The sequence below is a fragment of the Streptomyces sp. TLI_55 genome (assembly GCF_900206255.1).
GTDB classification, from domain to species: Bacteria; Actinomycetota; Actinomycetes; order Streptomycetales; family Streptomycetaceae; genus Streptomyces; species Streptomyces aquilus.
The window spans coordinates 8,645,532-8,663,350 of the sequence record NZ_OAOJ01000001.1 but is presented as its reverse complement, the minus strand read 5'-3'; the positions used below and the strand labels follow the sequence as shown (position 1 = coordinate 8,663,350).

Sequence of the window (17,819 nt, the reverse complement as noted above, 5' to 3'; positions counted from 1 at the left end):
TGGGCTACGGGTGGTGGGTCGTGGTGGTCCCGGGGCCGCCCTGGCGGGCGGGCAGGAGCTGTTCGAGGCGGCGCAGGGCGGTGGGGTCGGCGAGGGCGGCGGCCGCGGCGACGACGCCGTCGGGACGTACGAGCACGGCTCCCGGGCGTCGTACGCCCAGGGCGCGCGCGGTCCGCGCGTCCAGATGCGCGCAGACGGGTACGTCCCGCTCGGCGAAGGGGGTGGTACGCCCCGCGAGGACGAGCAGCGCGTGCCGCCCCTCGCGCAGCAGGTCGTGGGTGCGGCCGCCGGACGGAAGGGGGATGTCCGGCAGCCGCGTTCCGGGGCCGAGGGGCCCGAGTGCGGGGCCCTCGGCGGGATAGCGCAGGTCCATCTGAGCGAAGCGGGACGGCAGGACGCGGTCCAGGACACCGCTGCGCTCGGCGGCCGACGCCGCGAGGTCGCGGGCCCGCTCGCGCCAGCCGCCCCAGGTCCACAGCCGGGTCTGCCGGTCGGTGTCGGTGACCACGGCTCGCGCGACATGCATGCGCTCGCGCTCCCACGCCCCGAGCGCGGCCTCCGGCAGCCGGCCGCGGATCACGTCGGCGAGGCGCCAGGCCGCTTCGTGCGCGTCCTGGATGCTGGTGTTCAGGCCCTGCCCGCCGGCCGGGCTGTGCACATGCGCGGCGTCGCCCGCCAGCAGCACCCGCCCCTCACGGAACCGGTCGGCCATCTTGCGGTGCACCCGGAAGTGGCCTGCGCCGGCGGCGGAGGCCAGCCGCAGCGGGACCGGGCTGCGCTCGGCGGCGATCGCCCGCACGGTCTCCTCGACGTTCTCCTCGGTGGCGCCCTCGGGGGCGCTGCCGAAGACACGTATGAGACCACCGGGGAGACCGACGACGACCAGCACACCCGCGGGACCCATGAAGTAGTGCGCCTCGGCAGGGGCGAGCGGGGTGTCCCACTCCCCGTCGACGAGGACGAACGACTGGGGGTAGGTCGGCCCCGTGAAAGCGACATCGAGTTGCTCGCGGACCGCGCTGTACGCACCGTCGCAGCCGAGCAGCCGGCCCGTGCGGTGGACGGTCCCCGACAGGTCGGCCGCCACGCTGTCGGCGTCCTGCGCCAGGCCTGTCAGCCGGTGTCCGTACTCGACCCGGCCGCCCGCTTCGTGCAGCGCTTCGAGCAGGAGTCCCTCGGTCTCGTTCTGCGGGAGGGAGAGGGGGGTGCCGAAGCGACTGCCCTTCAGACCGCGGAAGTTGATACGGGCGACGCGGCGGCCGCGGGTGTAGTAGTTGGCGGCGACGAGCGGCAGGGCCGCGTCGCGGATGCGTTCTTCCAGGCCGAGGCGGGCCATCACCTCCAGTGCGCGCGGCTGGAGGACAATCGCCTTTGCATGGGGGTTCCTTCGGGCCGCGCGATCGACGATTCTGGTGTCGATCCCGCGGCGGAGCAGCTCGGTGGCCATCATCAGGCCGGTCGGCCCTGCGCCGACGACCAGTGCTTCGCTGTCCACGGTGAGCGTCACACCTCCTGCGTTCGGGGGAACGGGCGTGCGGGGGTAGGGGTGTACGGGTGGGGGGTGAGGGAGAAGACGGCGCCCCGTCGGCTCATGGGGCCGGTGCACGCCGGATGACCATCGTGCACGAAATCAAAGGGTGGGTCGTGGTGGGTGTGATACCCCTGAGCCCGGCACCACCCTGACGTGACTTCCGGTGGCGGCTCCGGTCGCCGGCAGGCGTAGGCCCCGCCGCCGAGGTGTCGTCGACAGGACGCTGGGAACTGTCAACGGGCGCAAAGCAGGGCGGAACGGGCGTTTCACCCCCGGGTAACTGGTACCGATTTCAAGGGTATGAGCCGCACAGGTGGCAGAACGCTCTGGCTGACGGCTGTCCGACGTTCGAAGAATGTGAGCCACGAGCCCGGCCACTGCCCAAGGAGCAGCACACGATGCCCCTCCCCCAGAGCGCCCTCGCCCCGGACGCGGCCACCACCGCTCCGACCCTCTCCTACCGACGCACGGTCGACCGCGCGGACGTCCACCGCTGGGCGGTCAGCGAGGTCTTCCTCACCGACTACGCCGACCTGTCCTCGGACACCTATCTGGCGGCGGCCCAACTGCCGCCCGCACACTACTACTTCGGCGACCACACAGGCCCGGCCGCCGACCGTCCCGACAGCATGCTCCTGCTGGAGTGCTGCCGGCAGTTCGCCACCTGCATCGCCCACCGCGGCCTCGACGTCGCCAGGGACAGCGCCTTCCACGTCACCGAATGGACGCTCGCCCTCACCGGCGACGCAACGCTCCCGCCCCATGACCGGCCCCGCGAGCTGGACATCAAGGCCGCGGTCACCCGCAGCCAGGTCCGCTCCGGGACGGTACGGGCCGCACGGTACGTCATGGAGCTCTCCCTCGGTGACACGTTCCTAGGCCGCTGCGACATCTCCGCCCGCTACTCGCCCGCGGAGGAGGCGGAGCTCGTCCGCCGCTACCACCGCAGGTCGGCGCCCCCGCTGTCCGATGCGCTGCCCGCCGTACCGCCCGGCACACCCGTGCCGCCCGCCGACGTGGCCCGCCGCGACCCCGCCAACGTGGCACTCGCCGACGCCCGCCACGTGGCCGGCGGGGTGTCGGCCGTGGTGGCGGTGCCGTCCGGGCACCGTACGCACTTCGATCACCCGCAGGACCACTACACGGCGATGATCCTCATGGAGGCCGCCCGGCAGGCCGCGCTCCTCGCGGCGGGCACCGGCGTGCGGATCACCGGCTACCGGTCGAGGTTCGCCCGGTTCGCCGAACTCGACGCCCCGGTCCGGGTCGCCGCCGTGCGCCACAGCTGCGACGAGGTCGCCGTGCGCTTCCGGCAGGACGGCATCGTCGTCAGCGAGATCGCCGTGGGCATCGCGGAGGAGCACTGATGGCGCCCGCGACCGGGCCGGTGCGCGCGGTCTGGACCGACTACGGCGGCGTGCTGACCCCGCCGGTGGCCGAGACGCTGGAGCCCTTCTGCGCCCGGCTCAAAGTGCCCTCGGCCACGCTCCTCGCCGCGATGCGGCAAGTGGCCCGCGACTGCGGGGCCGGTGACGACGCCATGGCACCCCTCGACACCCCGCTGCTCACCCAGGAGACCTGGGAACGCCGGATGGAAGAGGTGCTCGCGACGCACAGCGGCATCCACGTCGACCTCAGCGACTACCCCGCCCGCTGGTTCGCCGACCGCGCGGTCAACCAGCCCTGGCTGGACACCCTGCACCGGCTGCGCCGACAGGGAGTGTTCGTCGGGCTGCTGTCCAACATGCCGCCCGCCTGGGACCGGCATTGGCGGCTGGCCGTGCCGCCCGAGGGACTCTTCGACGCGGTGGTGCTGTCGTACGAGTCCGGCTGCCGCAAGCCCGAGCAGGAGATCTTCCGCAGAGCCGCCGAGCGGGCCGGGGTGCCCGGCGAGCAGTGTGTGCTCGTCGACGATCTCGCGGTCAACTGCGCGGGCGCCGCACAGGCCGGCTGGCACGCCGTGCTCTTCACCGACGCCGCGGACGTCACGGCAAGGGTCGAGGCGCTGGTCACCGCGGGCGCGGCAAGCGCCGGCCCGGCCGTCGTCGCCCCGGGAGGCCGCCCGTGACAGCGGCCGTCATCAGCGGCATCGGCGCCTGGCTGCCGCCCGACGTGGTCGGCAACGACGACCTCGCCGCCCGTATGGACACCTCCGACGAATGGATCCGCACCCGCACCGGCATCCGTACCCGGCACTTCGTCTCCGCCGGCATGCCCACCTCCCTCCTCGCCGCCGAGGCCGGGGCACGGGCCCTGCGGTCGGCGGGTACCGCGGACGTCGACGCGGTGGTGCTCGCCACCACCACACCCGACCGCCCCTGTCCGGCCACCGCCCCCGAGGTGGCCCGCCGCCTCGGCCTCACCGGACGCCCGGCCTTCGACGTCTCCGCCGTCTGCACGGGCTTCCTCTACGCACTCACCACCGCCGCCGGAATGATCGCGTCCGGGGCCGCCGAACAGGTCCTCGTCATCGGCGCCGAGGCCTTCAGCACCCTCATCGACCCGCAGGACCGCTCCAGCGCCGTCGTGTTCGGCGACGGTGCGGGCGCCGTGGTGCTGCGCGCCGGTGAGCCCGGTGAGCCCGGCGCCCTCGGCCGGATCGTGCTCGGCAGCGACGGTTCGCTCGCCGACCTGATCACGGTGCGGGCCGGCGGCTCCGAGCAGCCTCGCCCGCACCCAGACGCCGATCCGGCCGACCGCTACTTCTCCATGCGCGGCCGGGAGGTGTTCGGGCATGCGGTGACCCGGATGACCGAATCGGCACGCGCCGCCCTCGCCCACACCGGATGGCAGCCGGACGACGTCGACCGGCTGGTCGGCCACCAGGCCAACCTGCGCATCCTGCACGCCGTCGCGGAGCAGCTGGACATCCCCGTGGAGCGGCTGGTGATCCATCTGGACCGGGTCGGCAACACGGCGGCGGCCTCCATCCCGCTCGCCCTGGCCCACGCACACGAGACCGGAGAGCTCGCCCCCGGCGCCCGAGTCGTCCTGGCCGCCTTCGGAGGCGGCGCCACCTGGGGAGCCACGGCACTGACCTGGCCCGCGCTGAAGTCCGCGTAGCCGACGGCACGTCGACACCGGGCGCGGTCAACGCCCGGGTCACACCAGCACGTTCACACCCTCACCCCGGCCCGCCCGAGCCGGGTGCCCCCACCCGAAAGGCACCTTCACCATGAGCACCTTCGTGCCCCCCACCTTCGAGATCCTCTCCCAGGTCCTGGAAGAGAAGTTCGGCGTCCTGCGCGAGGACATCAAGCCCGACACCGTTCTCGAGGACATCGAACTGGACTCGCTCGCGCTCATCGAGGTCGCGCTGACCCTGCAGAAGCAGCTCGGTGTGGTGATACCCACCGAGGACCTCAACAGCAGCGGCACCGTCTCGGACCTCTTCGAGCTGGTGAACACGGCGGCGGGGAGCGCCTGATGACCGAGCTCGCCGGACGGGACACACCCGTCGCGATCACGGGCATCGGACTCGTCACCCCGGCCGGCATCGGAGTGGCGGCGAACTGGGAGCGGCTGCTGTCGGGCCGCCCCACCGCGCAGCGGGACCCGGCACTCGCCGGACTCCCGGTGGACATCTCCTGCCGGGTCCCCGGCTTCGACGCCAACGCCCTGCTCGGCCGCTCCACCGCCTGGCGCCTGGACCGGGTCAGCCAACTCGCCCTGGTGGCCGCCCAGGAAGCCCTGTCCGACGCCGGCCTCGACCCGGACCGGTGGGACGGCGCCCGGGTCGGCGTGGTCATGGGCAACGCGCTGGGCGGCACCGCCTCCTACGAGGACGCCCACACCGCGTACCACCAGGAAGGCCCCGACCAGGTCTCACCGCTGGTGATGGTGAACTGGCCGGTCAACATGATCTCCGGATACCTCGCCATGCACTGCCGGGCGCTCGGCCCGAACCTCGTCGTGGCCACGGCCTGCGCCTCCGGCGTCACGGCGATCGGCACCGCACGGCAGATGCTGCAGTCCGGCATGTGCGACATCGTGCTCGCCGGTGCCTCCGAGGCACCGCTCAGCCCCACCCCGATGGCCGCCTACCACCGCATGGGCGCACTGTCCCGGCGCACCGAGGACCCGGCGGGAGCGTCGCGCCCCTTCGACGCGGACCGCGGCGGCTTCGTGGCCGCGGAGGCGGCGGCCGTGCTGGTCCTGGAGCGCGAGCGGGACACGAAGGCGCGAGGCGGCACGGTCCGTGCACAGGTCGCGGGCTTCGGGGCCAGCGCCGACGGGCACCATGCCTCCGCGCCGGACCCGGCGGGCGCGGGCGTGGAACGCGCCCTGCGCTCGGCGCTCGCCGACGCGGACGTCGCCCCCGAGGCCGTCGACCACGTCAACGCCCATGGCACCTCGACCAAGTTGAACGACCTGATGGAGTCCCAGCTGATCAACCGGGTCCTGGTCGGCCGGCCGTCGGTGACCTCCACCAAGGGTGTCACGGGGCACGCGCTCGGTGCCGCGGGCGCCATCGAGGTGGCGTACACGGCCCTGACCGTCGAGCACGGTCTGGTGCCGCCCACCGCCAACCTCGACAAGCTCGACCCCCAGATCGACATCGACGTCGTCAGCGGCACACCGCGCGAGCAGCGCGTCGAGACCGCGACGAGCCATTCCTTCGGGTTCGGCGGGCAGAACGCCGTCCTCGTCCTCCAGAAAGCAGGCACACGATGACCGAAGGCCGGTCCGTCTTCGTCACCGGGGCCAACCGCGGCATCGGTCTCGCCATCGCCCGCGCCTTCGCCGCGCAGGGCGACCGGGTCGCCGTCGGGCACCGGTCGGGCGAGCCTCCCGAGGGCTTCTTCGGCGTGCGCTGCGACGTCACCGATGCCGGGTCGCTGGACACCGCGTACGAGAAGATCGAGGCCGAGCACGGTCCCGTGCAGGTCCTGGTGGCGAACGCCGGGATCATGCGGGACAAGCTCGCACTGCAGACCAGCGACGAGGACTTCCTGGAACTCCTCGACACCAATCTGGTGGGCGCCTTCCGGTCGGCGCGGCGCGCCGTCCCCGGGATGCTGGAAGGCCGATGGGGCCGGCTCGTGTTCATCTCGTCCTTCTCCGGAATGCTGGGCTCCCCGGGGCAGGCCAACTACGCGGCCTCCAAGACGGGCCTCACCGGCCTGGCCCGCTCGCTCGCCCGGGAACTGGGGCGGCGCGGCATCACGGCCAACGTGGTGGCCCCCGGGTTCATCGACACCGACATGGTGGCGGCCGTCAGCCCGAAGCGGCGTGCCGAGTACCTCTCCATGACGGCGCTCGGCCGCCCCGGCACTCCCGAGGAGGTGGCGAACGTGGTGCGCTTCCTCGCCGGTGCGGACGCGTCGTACATCACCGGCGCGTTCATCCCCGTCAGCGGCGGTCTCGGGATGGGCGTATGAGCACGGCGGCGCAGGACACCAGGGCCGAGGACAGCGCCGACCCGTCGGCCGGGGCCGCCCGGCCCGCGGGCGGGCTGCTCGCCGGGAAGCGGCTGCTGATCACCGGGGTGCTCTCCGACACCTCGATCGCCTTCCACGTGGCGCGGATCGCCCAGCAGCAGGGGGCCAGAGTGATCCTGACCTCCTTCGGACGGGCCCTGCCCATCACCGAGGCGATGGCGGAGCGACTGCCGATGCCCGCGCCCGTGCTCCGCCTCGACGTCACCGAGCGCGAAGATCTCGACGCGCTGCAGGACGCGGTCGCCGGTCACCTGGGCGGTCTCGACGGCGTCGTGCACTCGATCGCGTTCGCTCCCCCGTCCGCGCTCGGCGGCGCCTTCCTCGACACCTCGTGGCCGGACGCGGCGACGGCGCTGGAAGTGTCGGCGTACTCCCTCAAGGCCCTGGTCACGGCGTGCCTTCCGCTGATGGAGGAAGGCTCGTCCGTGGTGGGCCTCGACTTCGACGCGGCGCTGGCCTGGCCCGGCTACGACTGGATGGGCGTCTCCAAGGCCGCGCTCGAGTCCGTCACCCGCTACCTGGCCCTGTACCTCGGCGAACGCCGCATCCGCGTCAACCTGGTCGCCGCGGGCATGGTCCGCACCCTGGCCGCGCGTTCGATCCCCGGCGTGGATCGCATGGAGCAGATCTGGCGAACCCGCCCGCCGCTCGCCTGGGACGTCCACGACCCGGAGCCGACGGCGAAGGCCTGCGCGGTGCTCCTGTCGGACTGGCTGCCGGCCACCACCGGCGAGATCCTGCATGTCGACGGAGGGCTGCACGCGGTCATGACATGAGGCACCGGCCCCACGGCGGAGGCGGTACGACACACCTGTGTCGTACCGCCTCTGTCTGCATGCCCACCGGGGTGACAACGGATTTCGCTACAAGTTCCGAAATTATCGAGGCCGGTTCCGGCCACGCGGCCGAAACACCCCCTTCCTACCGTCGCTGTCAGCCGCACCGACCGCCGCCAGGTCGGGCGAGCCCCTCAGCACCTTCGTGAGGCAGGAGCCCAGCGTGTCCCACATGTCCAGACGCAGCGCCCTACAGCTGACCAGCGGCATGGCCGTCCTCGGTACCCTCGCCCTGGCCGGCTGCGGACGCGGCGACGACACCGCTGCGACCGCCTCCGCCAAGCCCGTCGACAGCTCCCCGGCCACGGGCACCGTCAAGGTCTGGGCCCCCCAGGGCGACGCCGACGTGCTCGAGAAGGTCATCAAGCCGTTCAAGGCCGCGAACCCCGGCCTCGACGTGAAGATCACGCTGATCCCGAACGCCGAGTACTACACCAAGCTCCAGTCGGCGATCGCCGCGGGCAAGGGACCCGACCTGGCCCAGTTCTTCCCCGAGGCGCAGGCGCAGTTCCTCGATCCGTCGATCCTCCGGCCCGTTCCGGACGGCCTCGTCGACCCGAACGGCTTCTTCAAGAGCCTCTGGGACGCCGGCGTCGTCAAGGACGTCGCCTACACCGTGCCCTGGTACGCGTACACCTACGCGCTCGTCTACCGCTCCGACCTCGCCGAGAAGGCGGGCGTGAAGGCGCCGGCCACCTGGGCCGCGACGGTGCCGTTCCTGAAGGCGCTCCAGGACGCGGGCGCCGCGCGCGGCCTCGGGGCCGACATCGGCTGGGACATCTTCAACGGCCAGGACGTCGCGATGTACGCCTGGCAGGCCGGCGGCTCGCTCCGTTCCGCGGGCGGCAAGTGGACCCTCGACTCTCCGGCGACGGTCGACGCCCTCAAGTTCAACGCGTCGTTCTTCACCTCCGGCACCGCCGACCCGAGCGGGCCCACGTTCCTCGACGCCCAGCCGTACTTCGTCTCCGGCAAGACCGCCTGCATGATCACGGGTCCCTGGGTCGTCGGCCAGCTCGACACCGCCGCGAAGAAGCCCGGCTGGACGGCGTCCCACGTCGCCACCGCACCACTGCCGGCCGGGTCGTCGGGCAGCACGTCCTTCGCCGGCGGGGGCACCTGGGGTGTCCTCGCGAGCAGCGGCAACGCGGACGCCTCGTGGAAGCTCGTCCGGTACCTCGCGAAGCCGAGCACCCAGGTCGCGCAGTACAAGGCGTACAGCTCGCTTCCGGCCGTCGTGTCCTCCTGGGACGACCCGGCCATCGCCGATCAGCCACTGCTGGACGCCTTTCTCACCCAGATGAAGAACACCCGGGCCTTCCCTCAGGTGAGCACCTGGCAGCAGGTCGCGACCCGGCTGGGCAAGGAGATGGAGGGCGTGGCCAAGGGCACCCAGAGCGCCGAGAAGGCGGCCGCGAAGGTTCAGGCGTACGCCGAGAGCCTCGGCTCGGGTGCGGAGTGACCCCCGGATGACCACCGTGACCGCGGCGTCGCCGCGCAAGGACCGGCGCTCCCGGGGTGTCCGTCGTACGGCTGTGGCGTGGCTGTTCCTCGCCCCGTTCACCCTCGTCTTCCTGCTGTACACGGCGGTTCCCACCGTCGCCGCGCTCGGGTTCAGCCTGACCGACCTGCGGGGCATGGATCTGCGTCATCCGTTCGCCGTCGACCTCGTCGGGTTCGACAACTACCTCCGTCTGTTCCGGGACGACAGCTTCCTGCGGGACCTCCTCAACACGGGCCTGTTCGTGGCCGTCGGAGTGCCGCTCACCATGGGGATCGGGCTGGCGCTGGCGCTCGCGGTGAACTCCGGCATCCGGCGGCTGCGCGGCGTGTTCCGTACGGTCTTCTTCGCACCGGTCGTCACGAACATCGTGGCGGTCGCGTTGATCTGGCAGTACGCCTTCAACGCGAACGGCACCGTCAACGAGGTGTTCGGCGCCGCCGGCTTCGCCGGGCCCAACTGGCTGGACGACCCCGACCTGGCCATGCCCGTGGTCATCCTGCTCGGGATCTGGCGCAACTTCGGCTACGCGATGGTGTTGTTCCTCGCCGGACTGCAGGCGGTACCACGGGAGGTGTACGAGGCTGCCGCCATCGACGGGGCCGGCCGGTGGCGGCAGTTGCGGCACATCACCCTGCCCCTGCTGCTGCCCACCACCCTGGTGGTGACGGTGCTGCTGACCGTCTTCTACCTCCAGGTCTTCGACGAGCCGTACCTGCTCACCAACGGCGGCCCGCTGGGCTCCACCGAATCGGTGGCGCTGTACACCTACCGCCAGTTCGGGGCCGGTGAGTTCGGGGTGTCCTCGGCCGCTTCCTTCGTGACGCTCCTGCTCATCGGCCTGGTGAGCGTCGTCCAGTTCCGACTGCTGAGGCCGCGCACATGACCGACGTAGCGACGTTGAAGAAGCACGAGTCGAAGAGCGCAGGCACGGCCACCATCACCAACCGGATCGCCGTGCGCCCCCGGTCCGTCGCCCGGCCTTTGCTGTACGGCGCCCTGGTGCTGTGTGCCCTGCTCACCCTGCTGCCGTTCCTCTGGGTGCTCAGCGGATCGCTGCGCAGCCTCGACGAGATCCGCTCCGATCCCGGTGCCTGGCTTCCGCACGACGTCACCCTCGACAACTTCACCCGGCTGTTCGCCACCGAGGGCTTCGGCCGGTTCCTGGTCAACAGCATCGTGGTCGCCGCGATCGTGGTGATCGGCAACATCGTGGCGGCCTCGGCCGCCGGTTACGCGCTCGCGAAACTCGACTTCGCGGGCAGGCGGATCGCGTTCGGCGCGGTCATGGCCGCGCTGATGGTGCCGTTCACCGCGGTGTTCGTCCCCCAGTTCGTGATCACCGTGGACCTGGGGCTGGCGGACACCCTCACCGGTATCGCCCTGCCCGCCATGGCGTTGCCCCTGTCGGTCTTCATCATGCGGCAGTACGCGCTGTCGATCCCCGACGAACTGCTGGAGGCGGCCCGGATCGACGGCGCGGGCGAGTTCCGGATCTTCTTCCGGATCTTCCTGCCGCTGGCCGGTCCCGCGGTCGCGACGGTCACGATCATGTCGTTCCTGTTCTCGTGGAACAACTTCATCTGGCCGCTCATCGTCGCCCAGAGCACGTCCAGTTACACGCTGCCGGTGGGCCTCGCCGCCACCAGCCAGGCCGCGGCGCACGTCACCGACTACGGGCTGATGCTCGCCGGTGCGATCGTGGTGATGCTGCCCGTGCTGGTGCTCTTCCTCTTCCTGCAACGTCACTTCGTGCGGGGCATCGCCGGAACGGGCATGCGGTGACCGCGTCGGACGTCCGGATGGCCTCTCTCGACGCGCCCGGCGAGCCGGTCACCGTGCATGCTCCCGCCGGAACCGTCGTCGCCCGTGGCACCGGACAGCTACGGCGTTTCCTCGGCATCCCCCACGCCGAACCACCCACCGGGGCACGCCGGTTCACGGAGCCGTACGACGCGTCCCGGCACGGCCCCACCGCGCAGCAGGTGCCGCTGTTCATGACGACCACCGTGCCAGAGCCGTCGGTTCCCGGCGAGGACGTGCTGAACCTGTCCGTCGTCGCGCCGGCCGCCCCCGACGGTGTCGCGGAAGCCCTGGGGCCCGAACCGTCCGGACAGTTGGTCACACTCATGCACTCCGACCTGGTCGGTTTCGTCGAGGGCCGAGAGCCGGCGTGGGCCATGCGGGCGGAGGTGCGCTGATGCCCCGAACAAACCTCGCCTCCCGCATGAACGGGATGAACCAGAGCGCCGTCCGACGCGTCAACACCTCGGTCATCCTGCGCGCACTGGCCGTGTCGGCCGGGCCCACGACCCTGACGGCGCTCGCCGAGCACGTCGGCCTCTCCCGTCGCACCATCGAACTCGTCCTGGACTCGCTCGTAGCGGCTGGCTGGGTGACCGAGCTGGAGCGCGTGCCGACCAGCGGCTGCGCCGGGCGCCCCGCTCGCCGCTACGAACTACGGGCCGAGAACGCGCTGTTGGCCGCCGTGTGCATCACCACCTCGGACGTCTCCGCGGTCGTCGCCGATGTCCGCGGCCGCATCCTCGGCCGGGCGCACCGGCGGCTGCGCGCCTACCAGGATCCACACGCCACCCTCGACGACGCCGCGGCACTGGTCCTCGAAGCGCTCGACAACGCGGGCGGGTCGACGGACCGGCTGCGCGCCGGGGCGGTCGCGAACGGCGGCGCGATCGACGACGACGGAGTCGTACGTCGTCTGGTCCACACGACGCGCTGGGAGGGTGTGCACCTGCCCGAACAGCTCGCGCGGCGGATCCGAATGCCCTGGTTCGCGGACAACGACGCCAACCTCGGCGCGCTCGCGGAGCATTGGCGGGGCGTCGGCGGTGATCACGACAACCTCGTATGGGCGGTGCTCGGGAACCGGACGGGCCTCGGCATCCTCATCCGCGGAACCGTGCACCGCGGACTGGACGGCGCCGCGGGTGAGATCGTCGAGGCCCGGTCGATGGCGACCAGCCCGATCGAGGATCGCCCCGTGGCATGGCTGACGTCCCCGGAACCGGACCGGAAGCGCGTCGCGCTCGACCGCTTCGACGCGGCCCGGGCCGGCGACCCGGTCGCGCTCGCGGAGGTCGACGAGTTCGTCGAGAACATCGCGTCGATCCTCACCACGCTGTCGTGGACCGTCGCCCCCTCGCTCATCGTCCTCGGCGGCGGCCTGGAGGACGCGGCCGACGTGCTGCTGCCCCGGGTACGCGAGGCGCTGCGCGACGCCCGTACGCCCGCGGTCGAGGTACGCGCCACCGGTCTGGGACACGACGCCGCGCTCGTCGGCGCCGTGAAGCTGGCCCTCGACCGCATGGACACCGAACTGTTCGGCCCGCTGGTCCCCCGCGCGTGACCCCCGCACACATCCGCCCCAGTGGCGTCCCCCATGGAGTTTCCTCGTGACCGACACCCCCCGCACCGACGTTCTCATCGTGGGCAGCGGCATCATGGGATCCGTCGTGGCCCGGCTGCTGCGCGAGGCCGATCCCACGCTCGGCCTCACGATGGTCGACGCCGGATCGCCGATCGGCGAGACGCCCGGCCTGCACCTGCACGACCTCGACGACCCGGTCCTCTGGTCCCGCTACAACGAACAGGTCGCCACCGGCATCCAAGGCATGTACACGGGCGCCGAGGTGGTCCGTGACCTCCCGGAAAGCCTGGCCGGTCTGACGCCCGGCATGTTCCACGCCCTGGCCTTCGGCCACGGCGCCGAGGCGATGCCCGCGACGGCGCTCGCGTGGAACGCGGGCGGGATGGGCGTGCACTGGACCGCCGCGACACCGTGGCCCGCCGGCGACGAGGTCTTCGACTTCGGCGCCCCGGACCGCTGGGCGGCAGATCTGGACACCGCCCGCCGACTGCTCGCGGTCACCCCCTGCGCGATCGGCCCCACCGACGTCGGCCGGACGGTCCTCGACGTCCTGCGCCGCCGCTACGCCGCTGTCGGACCGGAGGACCGGCGCCCGCAGCCGATGCCCATGGCGGTCTCCACGACGGCATCGGGCCCGATGCCGCGCACGGCCCCAGGGACGATCTTCACCGCCATCGCGACCGGTGGGGACCCGGCGTTCACCCTCGTGACCGGAACCCTCGTGACGTCGCTCATCGTGCGCGACGACGACCGGGTCGCCGGTGTCCGGCTGCGCCGCACAGCCGACGGTGCCGAGTCGGAACTCCTCGCGGACACCGTGGTGGTGTGCGCCGACGCGCTGCGCACCCCCCAGCTGCTGTTCGCCTCCGGGATCCGGCCCGAAGCGCTGGGCCGGTACCTCAACGAGCATGCCTTCGTCACCGCCCGCGTCCTGCTCGACCTCGACCGGTTCGGCCTCGACCGCACCACCCTGCCCCTGCCGCGCCCCGGCGAGTTCAGCACGGACTCGCTGTGGCTGCCCCGCAACGGAGGGGCCCAGCCGTTCCACGGCCAGATCATGAACCGCACCTACGTCGACGAGGACGGCCACCCCCTCGCGCACTCGGTGGGCCTGTCGCTGTACGTCCCCGTCGAGTCGCGCCCGGAGAACCGGCTCGTGTTCTCGCCGACGGAAACGGACCTCGCCGGGATGCCGCGCATGAGCATCGAGTTCGACTACTCGGCCACCGACCGGGCACTCATCCGGCGGGCACTCGACGAAGTCACCTCACTCGCCGAGGCGTTCGGCACCTTCGATCCCGCCACCGAACGAGCCGTGCTGCCACCCGGCTCGTCCCTGCACCAGACGGGCACCGTCCGGTCGGGCACCACCGACGACGGCACCAGCGTGTGCGGCCCGGACGGCCGGGTGTGGGGGTACGACAACCTGTACCTCGCCGGCAACGGCGTCATCCCCACCGCGATGGCGGCCAACGTCACCCTGACCGGTGCGGTGACGGCCGTACGCGCCGCCCGCGCCGTCGTCGAACGGTCCCGCGCGCGAGCCGCTCATGGACTCCCGGCGCATGGACTCACCGCTCACTGAGAGGAACCCCCATCCCATGCTGGACATCCCCAAGGAATACCGCGTGGCGCTGCCCGCGTGGATCGACGACGAACTCGCCGACGTGCCCGCCGTCCTACCCGGCCGCGACGACCGGATGCGCCTCGTCCACCGACTCGCCGACCGCAACTGGCGTGAGGGCAACGGCGGCCCGTTCGCGGCGCTCGTCGCCGAGCGGGACACCGGCCGGATCGTCTCGGCGGGAGTGAACGTCGTCCTCGCCTCCGGCGTCTCCAGCGCGCACGCCGAGGTCGTCGCGCTCTCACTGGCCCAGACGGCTGTCGGCGGCTGGGACCTCGGCGGCGACGGAATGCCGGCCCACGAACTCGTCGTGAACTGGCGTCCGTGCGTCCAGTGTTACGGCGCGACGATGTGGTCCGGGGTGCGCGGCCTGGTGGTCGCCGGCGAGGGCCCGGAACTCGAGGAGATCACCACGTTCGACGAGGGCCCGCTCGGCGCGGACTGGGCCGAGCAGTTCCAGGCACGCGGCATCGAGGTCACCGGGGACGTGCTCCGCGACGAGGCGCTCGCCGTGTTCCGCGCCTACCGCAAAGCCGTCGACGCCGACGGCACGGTCGTCTACAACGCCCGCGCAGGTGCCGCATGACACGACCGACCCCGGAGACTCACGCCGCGCAGCCCCGCTTCGCAACCGACCTCGTCACCTTCTACCACCCGGAGTTCTGGGGACTGGACTCCGCCGACGCCTTCCGTGAATGGGCCGCCAAGAACCCGGAGCGCTTCTGGGAACGGGTGCTGGACGCACTGACCGAGGCAGGCGTCACCGGCATCGAACTGACCTTCGCGCCCGGCGATATCGACTCGCTCCTTCGGACCTTCGGTGACGCCCCGTCGTTCCGGCGCGAGCTCGCGGCCCGCGGTCTGTCCGTCGTGAGCGCCTTCATCGCGGCGAGCGAAGGCCTCGACTGGCGGCAGGGCTCGCATCTGCCCGCGATCGTCGCCGACGCCGAGCGACGCGCGGCCTTCCTCACCGAAGTCGGGGCGGACATTCTCGTCGCCGGACTGCCCATGCGGGCCACGTTCGGCACGCGTCCCCCGTTCTTCGTCGACGCCGCCTACATGACCCGCATGGCCGACATCGCACACGTGGTGGGCGAGGCCGTCGCCCACCACGGAGTGCGCCTGGCCTTCCACACCGAGTCCAACAGCACGCTCTGGTACGAGCGGGACATCGACCTGTTCATGGCCCTGACCGATCCGCGCTACGTCTGGCTCTGCCCCGACTCCTGCCACATCGCGCTCGGCGGAGGCGACCCCGTCGCGGTCGCGCGCCGTCATTCCCAGCGCATCGCACTGGCGCACTGGAAGGACGCGGTCAAGCCGATCGACGTCCAACTGACCATCGACGAAACGGTCTTCGCGCGGCAACAGCCCTACATGACGGAACTGGGCACGGGCATGGTGGACTTCACCGAATGGGCCGCCGAGATGTCACGAACTCCCGGCGCCGACACCGTACTCATCGAACTCGATGAGGCATCCGATCCGGTCGCCGCGCTCCGGGCGGGGATGGCCGTGGCGCGGAACGCGCGAATCTGACGCGGCAAAGCCGCCCGCCGGTTTCCCCCGTGGCGGGCGGCTTGCGCCGTAGTGTTCAGAGATCAAGATCGGCGGCGGCGACGTAGCGTCCTGGGCCGCTGGACGACACCGGCCGTAAGCCGGCGACGGGATTCGAACCCGCGTTGCTCTCTTTGCAGGAGAAGTAGCCGCAACCTGCGCACCTGAACGAGGTTCACCGTAGTACGGCAGTCCTCGATGAGCACCTGAATTACGCGTTACGTCAGTGGCATGGCGCTGAAACAGCCCTGACGGAGGCTCATGGGGACGCACCTCCGGTCCCCTCGGCAACTCCCCCCACGGAGGAATTGATGGCTGCAGAGCAATCCCCCTCGTCCCGCCGTGACTTCCTGAGATCCGTCGGCGCCGCGGGTGGCGCCGGAGTCCTGTATTCGGCGATGGGCGCACTCGGGCTCGCCCCGGTGCCCGACGTACGGGCGGACGAGTACCGGGCGCCCCAGCCAAGCGACTTCGCGCTCACCGGGCGCGGCGGCAAGAAGGTGCTCGTGCTCGGCGGCGGCATAGCCGGCCTGGCGACGGCGTACGAGCTGGGCAAGGCCGGTTACGACTGCCGGATCCTGGAGGCGAACGACCGCCCCGGGGGCCGCAACTGGACGGTCCGCGGCGGCACCAAGCTGACCGACCTCGACGGGCGCACGCAGACGGCGTCGTTCACCAAGGGCCAGTACATGAACGCGGGCCCGGCCCGGCTGCCGCAGTCCCACGTCACCCTCGAGTACTGCCGCGAACTCGGCGTCGAACTCCAGGTGTTCACCAACCAGAACGCCAACGCGTACATCTACCACGAGAACAGTGCCGCACTCGCGGGCAAGCCCATGCGCTGGCGCACGGCGAAGGCCGACGTCTACGGCTACGTCTCCGAACTGCTCGCCAAGGCCACCGACCAGGGCGCCCTTGACGCACGGCTGACCGCGCAGGACAAGGAGCAACTGATCGCGTTCCTGCAGAGCTTCGGCGCCATCAAGGGCAAGGCCGACGGCTACGCCTACACCGGCACCGACCGGCGGGGCTACGCCGTCGAACCGGGCGCGGCCTTCGAGGACGGCACGGTCCTCGGCCCGGTGCCAACGTTGTCGGACGTCGTCGCCAGCGGCGTGGGGCAGCGCTTCGCCTTCGAATTCGGCTACGACCAGGCCATGTTGATGTTCCAGCCGGTGGGCGGCATGGACGCCATCCCGTACGCCCTGGCCAAGGCCATCGGCCCACACCGCATCACCTATGGCGCCACAGTGCAGGAGGTCAAGGACCTGCAGGACGGTGCCGAGGTCACGTACCAGGACACCGGCGGCCGGATCCGCACCCAGCGCGCCGACTTCGTCGTCGCGGCCATGCCGCCGATGGTCATGGCCCGCCTCAAGCACAACCTCGGCACGAACGTCACCGCCGCGCTGAAGTACGCCACCCCGACCCCCGTCGGCAAGGTCGGGCTTGAGTACCGCAGCCGCTGGTGGGAGACAGACGAGCACATCTACGGCGGCATCACGCCGACCGACACCGACCTGGCCACGATCTGGTACCCCTCGTACGGCTACCAGGGCCGCCGCGGCACACTCATCGGCTACTACAACTTCGGTGCCAACGCCGTCGCGTACAGCGATCTGCCGCACGCCGAGCGCGTCGCGCGGGCGGTGAGCCGGGGCGTGAAGATCCACGGTGCCAAGTACCGCACCGAACTCGATCACTCCTTCAGCGTGGCCTGGCATCGCACGCCCCACATCGAGGCGGGATGGGTGGGCTGGCCCTCGCAGACCGGTCCCGAGTACAAGCTGCTCAACCAGCCGGCCGGGCACGTCTACTTCGCCGGCGACTGGCTCAGCCATGTCATCGCCTGGCAGCACGGCGCGTTCAGCTCGGCCCGCAAGGTCGTGACCGACATCCACGAAAGGGTCATGGCCGTGTGAAGCGGTGCACGGAGGTCGT

The 17,819-nt window shown here is 71.5% G+C and carries 17 protein-coding genes; 16 read left to right on the top strand and 1 reads right to left on the bottom strand.

The features are described from left to right. Positions 1 to 4 precede the first annotated feature (4 nt). Positions 5 to 1,495, bottom strand: coding sequence for an FAD-dependent monooxygenase (locus CRP56_RS39745; RefSeq protein ID WP_218878013.1), 1,491 nt, complete (start codon positions 1,493 to 1,495; stop codon positions 5 to 7). Positions 1,496 to 1,929: 434 nt separating this feature from the next. On the opposite strand from CRP56_RS39745, the gene CRP56_RS39740 reads away from it, so the two are divergent. The 16 genes from CRP56_RS39740 (at position 1,930) to CRP56_RS39665 (ending at position 17,800) form a co-directional block, all read left to right on the top strand. Beyond that, a complete protein-coding gene (locus CRP56_RS39740) occupies positions 1,930 to 2,898 on the top strand; it encodes an AfsA-related hotdog domain-containing protein (protein WP_097272502.1) in 969 nt (322 codons plus the stop codon). Then, positions 2,898 to 3,599, top strand: coding sequence for an HAD family hydrolase (locus tag CRP56_RS39735; RefSeq protein WP_179851233.1), 702 nt, complete (start codon positions 2,898 to 2,900; stop codon positions 3,597 to 3,599). The genes CRP56_RS39740 and CRP56_RS39735 overlap by 1 nt, the downstream gene beginning before the upstream one ends. Further along, the gene (locus CRP56_RS39730) at positions 3,596 to 4,594 is read left to right on the top strand and encodes a beta-ketoacyl-ACP synthase III (RefSeq protein ID WP_097272500.1); all 999 of its coding nucleotides are present in this window, start codon (positions 3,596 to 3,598) and stop codon (positions 4,592 to 4,594) included. Before CRP56_RS39735 ends, CRP56_RS39730 begins: the two co-directional genes overlap by 4 nt. Before the next feature lie 112 nt (positions 4,595 to 4,706). After that, positions 4,707 to 4,958, top strand: a complete 252-nt coding sequence (locus tag CRP56_RS39725) for an acyl carrier protein (RefSeq protein ID WP_097272498.1) — start codon at positions 4,707 to 4,709, stop codon at positions 4,956 to 4,958. Further along, positions 4,958 to 6,205: a beta-ketoacyl-[acyl-carrier-protein] synthase family protein gene (locus tag CRP56_RS39720; protein WP_179851232.1), complete on the top strand. Its 1,248-nt coding sequence runs from the start codon at positions 4,958 to 4,960 to the stop codon at positions 6,203 to 6,205. The genes CRP56_RS39725 and CRP56_RS39720 overlap by 1 nt, the downstream gene beginning before the upstream one ends. Further along, on the top strand, positions 6,202 to 6,912 hold the full coding sequence (locus CRP56_RS39715; RefSeq protein WP_097272496.1) for an SDR family oxidoreductase: 711 nt from the start codon (positions 6,202 to 6,204) through the stop codon (positions 6,910 to 6,912). The genes CRP56_RS39720 and CRP56_RS39715 overlap by 4 nt, the downstream gene beginning before the upstream one ends. Beyond that, on the top strand, positions 6,909 to 7,748 hold the full coding sequence (gene fabI, locus CRP56_RS39710; RefSeq protein ID WP_097272494.1) for an enoyl-ACP reductase FabI: 840 nt from the start codon (positions 6,909 to 6,911) through the stop codon (positions 7,746 to 7,748). Before CRP56_RS39715 ends, fabI begins: the two co-directional genes overlap by 4 nt. A gap of 223 nt (positions 7,749 to 7,971) precedes the next feature. Next, on the top strand, positions 7,972 to 9,270 hold the full coding sequence (locus CRP56_RS39705; protein ID WP_097272492.1) for an extracellular solute-binding protein: 1,299 nt from the start codon (positions 7,972 to 7,974) through the stop codon (positions 9,268 to 9,270). Positions 9,271 to 9,277: 7 nt separating this feature from the next. Further along, positions 9,278 to 10,195 carry a carbohydrate ABC transporter permease gene (locus CRP56_RS39700; RefSeq protein ID WP_097272490.1) on the top strand — a complete coding sequence of 306 codons (918 nt, stop codon included), beginning with the start codon at positions 9,278 to 9,280 and terminating at the stop codon, positions 10,193 to 10,195. Next, positions 10,192 to 11,094 (top strand): carbohydrate ABC transporter permease, encoded by a 903-nt coding sequence (locus CRP56_RS39695; protein ID WP_257041582.1) that lies wholly within the window; start codon positions 10,192 to 10,194, stop codon positions 11,092 to 11,094. Before CRP56_RS39700 ends, CRP56_RS39695 begins: the two co-directional genes overlap by 4 nt. Next, positions 11,091 to 11,510: a carboxylesterase family protein gene (locus CRP56_RS39690; protein WP_257041581.1), complete on the top strand. Its 420-nt coding sequence runs from the start codon at positions 11,091 to 11,093 to the stop codon at positions 11,508 to 11,510. Before CRP56_RS39695 ends, CRP56_RS39690 begins: the two co-directional genes overlap by 4 nt. Next, complete coding sequence (locus CRP56_RS39685; RefSeq protein WP_257041580.1) at positions 11,510 to 12,676, top strand: ROK family transcriptional regulator; 1,167 nt, start codon at positions 11,510 to 11,512, stop codon at positions 12,674 to 12,676. The genes CRP56_RS39690 and CRP56_RS39685 overlap by 1 nt, the downstream gene beginning before the upstream one ends. A gap of 46 nt (positions 12,677 to 12,722) precedes the next feature. Then, the gene (locus CRP56_RS39680; protein WP_097272486.1) at positions 12,723 to 14,282 is read left to right on the top strand and encodes a GMC oxidoreductase; all 1,560 of its coding nucleotides are present in this window, start codon (positions 12,723 to 12,725) and stop codon (positions 14,280 to 14,282) included. Positions 14,283 to 14,298: 16 nt separating this feature from the next. After that, positions 14,299 to 14,907 carry a nucleoside deaminase gene (locus CRP56_RS39675; RefSeq protein WP_097272483.1) on the top strand — a complete coding sequence of 203 codons (609 nt, stop codon included), beginning with the start codon at positions 14,299 to 14,301 and terminating at the stop codon, positions 14,905 to 14,907. Continuing rightward, positions 14,904 to 15,860 carry a sugar phosphate isomerase/epimerase family protein gene (locus CRP56_RS39670; protein ID WP_097272481.1) on the top strand — a complete coding sequence of 319 codons (957 nt, stop codon included), beginning with the start codon at positions 14,904 to 14,906 and terminating at the stop codon, positions 15,858 to 15,860. The genes CRP56_RS39675 and CRP56_RS39670 overlap by 4 nt, the downstream gene beginning before the upstream one ends. Before the next feature lie 329 nt (positions 15,861 to 16,189). Further along, the gene (locus tag CRP56_RS39665) at positions 16,190 to 17,800 is read left to right on the top strand and encodes a flavin monoamine oxidase family protein (protein WP_097272480.1); all 1,611 of its coding nucleotides are present in this window, start codon (positions 16,190 to 16,192) and stop codon (positions 17,798 to 17,800) included. The last annotated feature ends 19 nt before the right edge of the window (positions 17,801 to 17,819 follow it).

Excerpts from the sequence above, each read along its gene's own strand:
- CRP56_RS39715 (WP_097272496.1), top strand. The coding sequence starts at position 6,202 with ATGACCGAAGGCCGGTCCGTCTTCGTCACCGGGGCCAACCGCGGCATC.
- CRP56_RS39685 (WP_257041580.1), top strand. The coding sequence starts at position 11,510 with ATGCCCCGAACAAACCTCGCCTCCCGCATGAACGGGATGAACCAGAGC.
- CRP56_RS39695 (WP_257041582.1), top strand. The coding sequence starts at position 10,192 with ATGACCGACGTAGCGACGTTGAAGAAGCACGAGTCGAAGAGCGCAGGC.
- CRP56_RS39725 (WP_097272498.1), top strand. The coding sequence starts at position 4,707 with ATGAGCACCTTCGTGCCCCCCACCTTCGAGATCCTCTCCCAGGTCCTG.
- CRP56_RS39700 (WP_097272490.1), top strand. The coding sequence starts at position 9,278 with ATGACCACCGTGACCGCGGCGTCGCCGCGCAAGGACCGGCGCTCCCGG.
- fabI (WP_097272494.1), top strand. The coding sequence starts at position 6,909 with ATGAGCACGGCGGCGCAGGACACCAGGGCCGAGGACAGCGCCGACCCG.
- CRP56_RS39740 (WP_097272502.1), top strand. The coding sequence starts at position 1,930 with ATGCCCCTCCCCCAGAGCGCCCTCGCCCCGGACGCGGCCACCACCGCT.
- CRP56_RS39735 (WP_179851233.1), top strand. The coding sequence starts at position 2,898 with ATGGCGCCCGCGACCGGGCCGGTGCGCGCGGTCTGGACCGACTACGGC.
- CRP56_RS39720 (WP_179851232.1), top strand. The coding sequence starts at position 4,958 with ATGACCGAGCTCGCCGGACGGGACACACCCGTCGCGATCACGGGCATC.
- CRP56_RS39675 (WP_097272483.1), top strand. The coding sequence starts at position 14,299 with ATGCTGGACATCCCCAAGGAATACCGCGTGGCGCTGCCCGCGTGGATC.
- CRP56_RS39665 (WP_097272480.1), top strand. The coding sequence starts at position 16,190 with ATGGCTGCAGAGCAATCCCCCTCGTCCCGCCGTGACTTCCTGAGATCC.
- CRP56_RS39670 (WP_097272481.1), top strand. The coding sequence starts at position 14,904 with ATGACACGACCGACCCCGGAGACTCACGCCGCGCAGCCCCGCTTCGCA.